The 3,618-nt window shown below is 72.7% G+C and carries 3 protein-coding genes and 1 pseudogene; 1 reads left to right on the forward strand and 3 read right to left on the reverse strand.

What is annotated here, in order from left to right; all coding sequences use genetic code 11:
- From Q0L15_RS15410 to Q0L15_RS15420, 3 genes are all read right to left on the reverse strand, one after another.
- Positions 1–1,591, reverse strand: a 1,591-nt coding sequence (locus Q0L15_RS15410) for an ATPase, T2SS/T4P/T4SS family (protein WP_296605336.1), incomplete at its 3' end; no start/stop codon positions are given.
- Positions 1,592–1,594: 3 nt separating this feature from the next.
- Positions 1,595–2,101 carry a hypothetical protein gene (locus Q0L15_RS15415; RefSeq protein WP_296605337.1) on the reverse strand — a complete coding sequence of 169 codons (507 nt, stop codon included), beginning with the start codon at positions 2,099–2,101 and terminating at the stop codon, positions 1,595–1,597.
- On the reverse strand, positions 2,098–3,225 hold the full coding sequence (locus Q0L15_RS15420; protein WP_296605338.1) for a type IV pilus twitching motility protein PilT: 1,128 nt from the start codon (positions 3,223–3,225) through the stop codon (positions 2,098–2,100). The genes Q0L15_RS15415 and Q0L15_RS15420 overlap by 4 nt, the downstream gene beginning before the upstream one ends.
- 213 nt (positions 3,226–3,438) lie before the next feature.
- On the opposite strand from Q0L15_RS15420, the pseudogene Q0L15_RS15425 reads away from it, so the two are divergent.
- Positions 3,439–3,618: pseudogene (locus tag Q0L15_RS15425) on the forward strand (hypothetical protein); the annotation flags it as partial.

Raw genomic sequence — 3,618 nt, forward strand, 5'->3', positions numbered from 1 at the left:
GGTCGCGGGCGACGCGGGCGATCTCGTCGGTCGAGGCGCGCGCCACCGCGAGGCGGGAGACCTCCTCGGACACCGTCATCACCTCGTGCAGGGCCATCCGCCCGCGGTAGCCGGTGTAGGAGCACGAGCCGCACCCGGCCGCCCGGTAGATCGTGGGCAGGCCGTCCGCGTGGTCCCAGACGAACCCGGTCCGCTCGAGCTCGGCCTCGTCGGGGACGTAGGGCTCCTTGCAGCGCTCGCACAGCGACCGGCACAGCCGCTGGGCCAGGACGGCATCGAGCGCGGACCCGACCAGGAACGGCTCGATCCCCATCTCGATCAGGCGGCTGACCGCGGAGGGGGCGTCGTTGGTGTGCAGCGTCGAGAGCACGAGGTGGCCGGTGAGCGCCGCCTCGACCGCGATCTGGGCGGTCTCGTGGTCGCGGATCTCGCCGATCAGCACGATGTCGGGGTCGGCGCGCAGGATCGAGCGCAGCGCCGAGGCGAACGTCAGTCCGGCCTTGGCGTTGGTCTGCACCTGGTTGATGCCGGTCAGGCGGTACTCCACCGGGTCCTCGACCGTGATCACGTTGACGTCGGGCCGGTTGAGGATGTTCAGCGTCGCGTAGAGCGTCGTGGACTTGCCCGACCCGGTCGGGCCGGTGGCGAGGATCATCCCGTAGGGCTTGCTGTAGGACGCCCGGAAGCGCTCGAAGTTGCGGTCGCTGAACCCCAGGTCGTCCAGGCCCAGCTGGGTGTTGGTCGTGTCGAGGATGCGGGCGACGACCTTCTCGCCCCACACGGTCGGGAGGGTGGCGATGCGCAGGTCGATCCGCCGGCCCTGGTGGGTGACCGACATCCGGCCGTCCTGGGGCACCCGCCGCTCGGCGATGTTCATCTCGGCCATGATCTTGAGCCGGGAGATCACGCCGTTCTGGATGTTCTTCGGAGATCGATGGGCGTCGTGCAGCACCCCGTCGATGCGGTAGCGCACGCGCAGGTCGCGCTCGGTCGGCTCGATGTGGATGTCGGAGGCCCGGTCGGTGATCGCCTGCGAGATGAGCAGGTTGACGAAGCGCACGACCGGCGCCTCGTCGGTCACCTCGGTCAGGTTGCCCAGGTCGTCGGACTCGTCCTCGGCCTCGAGGTCGGAGGTGATGTCGTGCAGCTCGCCCTCGGCGCGGTAGACCTGGTTGATCCGGGTCTCGATGTCCGCGCGGTTCGCGACGGCGAAGCGGACGCGGGCGCCGGTGAGTCGGCTCAGGTCGTCCTTGAGCTCGATGTCGCCGGCCTGCCGGAGCCCGACGGCGACCAGGATCTCGTCCTCCTCGCGGGCCAGGGGCAGGATGCCGGCGCGGCGGGCGAACTCGGCGGGCACCGCGCTGACCGCGGCCATGTCGACGATGAAGTCGGTGAGCTCGACGTACTCCGCGCCCGCGGCCTCCGCCGCGGTGCGCATCACCGTGGCCCGGTCGACCCAGCCGGCGTCGACGAGCACCTCGAGCACCGTCTGGGAGCGCTCGGTCGCGAGCCGGCGCGCCTCCTCCACCTGGGCGGAGGTGACCAGGCCGGCGGCCTCCAGTGCCGACACGGTGTCGCCGCGACGCGCCACCGCTCAGCCCTCCGGGATCAGCGTGAGGGCGGCGGACGGGTTGGCGCGGTAGCGGGTGATGAGCTCGGCGGTCGCCTCGTCGATGCGCTCGTGCAGCGCGCGACGGTACGTCGTGAGCTGCTGCTCCGCGGCGGTGAGCCGCTCGACGGCGTCGGCGACCTGGTCGGGGTCGCGGGGATCGATCTCGTCGCCCCACATCGAGGCCAGCTCCGGCAGCTCGGGGAGCGGGTCGGCCGCGCGGATGCTGACCAGCGCCCGGCGGGTGCCGCCGGTGCCGGTGTCGCCGAGGATCCGCACCAGGTCGTCGACCGAGAGCGGGTGGTCGGAGGCCGACTCCGCGGCGAGCAGGTCGAGGCGGGCGTGCACGAGCCGCCGCCAGTAGGAGACCCGGTCCTCCTCGGCCTCGAGGCGGTGGCGGTAGCTGCGCAGCTCGTCGAGCTGCAGGCCGGCGAGCAGCTCCGAGGACATCGCGTCGACGACCGGGCGCCGACGAGGCTCGCCGCGGCTCATCGGGCCGGCTCCGCGTCGACCAGCGCGGGGTCGACCCCGGCCCGCTTGAGCATGACGCCGAAGTCGTGGGTGTTGGAGCTCACGAGCTTGGCGTCGGCCACCGAGACCGAGCCGTCGAGCACCAGGCGCACCAGGTGCTGGTCGAAGGTCTGCATGCCGGAGTAGGCGCCGTCGGCGACGATGTCGGGGATCGTGTCGGTGCGGTCGGGGTCGGCGACCGCCTCGGCGAGTCGAGGGGTGTTGACCGCGATCTCCATCGCGACCACCCGGCCCTCGCCGTCGGCGCGGGGGACCAGTCGTTGGCAGACGATCCCGCGCAGGGAGGCCGCGAGGCCCAGGCGCACCTGCTTCTGCTCGTGGGGCGGGAAGAAGTCGATCACCCGGTTGACCGTCTCCTTCGCGTCGGTGGTGTGCAGCGTCGACATCACGAAGTGGCCGGTCTCGGCCGCGGCGAGGGCGGCACGGACGGTGTCGGGGTCGCGCATCTCGCCGATGAGGATCACGTCGGGGTCCTGGCGCATCGCGGCCCGCAGCGCCACCGACCAGTCGGCGGTGTCGGTGCCGAGCTCGCGCTGGTTGACGCTGGCCACCTTGTCGCGGTGGATCACCTCGATCGGGTCCTCGATCGTGAGGATGTGTACCGCGCGCGCCTCGTTGATCGCGTCGACCATCGCCGCCAGCGTCGTGGTCTTGCCCGAGCCGGTCGGGCCGGTGACCAGCACCAGGCCGCGAGGCTCGAGCGCGAGGGACCGGATCACGTCGGGGAGGGCGAGGTCGGCCAGCGTCCGCGGCTCGTCGCCGACCAGGCGCAGCACGCACCCGACCGTGCCTCGCGAGCGGAACGCGTTGACGCGGAACCGGCCGATGCCCGCGACGGCGAGGGCGTAGTCGGCCTCGTTGGTCGCGTCGAAGTGCCGCTCGACGTCGGCCGGCATCGTCTCGCGCACCAGGGCGTCGACCGCCTCGGCGGTCATCGGGTCGACCTGCAGCGGCACCAACGAGCCGGAGATCCGCACCCGCGGGGCGCTCCCGACCTTGATGTGGAGGTCTGAGCCGCGGTTGACCACCACCGCCTGGAGGTACGGCGCGATCTGGAGCGTCGTCGCCTCCGGGGAGCTCGTCATGCCCCAGATGTACCACGCCCGCGCCCGGCGTACGCGCGCGCGGCGGGCACCGAGGGGGTCCGGTGCGGCGCTGGTGTGGACCTCCCGACGATCGGGGAGCGATCTTGGCGCGATCTGCGGGCGGAACCTCAAGTGCGCGGGGGTTCCGTCCGATGACCTCGGTGACGCACTGCGCCCGTCGGCCAGTGCGAGGCGCCTACTCGGAGTGACCCCTTGTCCCGGAACCTGGTCGGACTCGACATCGGCAGCACGGGCGTGCGCGCGGCCGAGCTGGCCCCGGGCGGACGGCGCACGCGGCTGCGGAGGTTCGCGCGCGTGCCGCTGCCGCCGGGCGCGGTCCGCGCCGGTGCGGTCGCCGACGCCGCGGCCGAGATCGAGCGCCTGCGCGCGCAG

Origin of the sequence: Nocardioides sp. (assembly GCF_024509035.1) — a bacterium.
Taxonomy (GTDB): Bacteria; Actinomycetota; Actinomycetes; order Propionibacteriales; family Nocardioidaceae; genus Nocardioides.

Excerpts from the sequence above, each read along its gene's own strand:
- Q0L15_RS15415 (WP_296605337.1), bottom strand. The coding sequence starts at position 2,101 with ATGAGCCGCGGCGAGCCTCGTCGGCGCCCGGTCGTCGACGCGATGTCC.
- Q0L15_RS15420 (WP_296605338.1), bottom strand. The coding sequence starts at position 3,225 with ATGACGAGCTCCCCGGAGGCGACGACGCTCCAGATCGCGCCGTACCTC.